Genomic DNA, 330 nt, shown 5'->3' with positions numbered 1-330 from the left:
CGGGTCGGTTTCCGCCGCCTCACCGGCTGGCTCTAAATTTCGACCCAACTGATCAGACGACCACGTGTCTGGGCATCACGGTCGGCTTGACTCCATAGCGCGGACCCGTGACGTAGCCTCCGCGGCCGGCCGAGGCATAGGCAGGCATACCGGCCGGCACCGTACTCATACCGCCGCCCTCTTCCACGGGGCCGGTCCAACCCGAGCCCGCCAGCGGCGCGGCAACCGGCTCAGCTGGGGTGGCCGCCGACCAACCAGCCGGCACCGACAGCTTACCGACCGAGGACGCTTGGCCCACCCCCGCCAAGACCGGCGCCCCACCCACAGCGC

The 330-nt window shown here is 70.6% G+C and carries 1 protein-coding gene; it reads right to left on the bottom strand.

From position 1 onward, the window contains the following. Positions 1 to 52 precede the first annotated feature (52 nt). A partial coding sequence (locus ACYQ8K_RS29820) for a PE/PPE C-terminal domain-containing protein (protein ID WP_459974946.1) occupies positions 53 to 330 on the bottom strand: 278 nt, incomplete at its 5' end.

This window comes from Mycobacterium sp. MUNTM1 (assembly GCF_054660795.1).
This window is presented reverse-complemented; position numbering and strand designations above follow the sequence as displayed.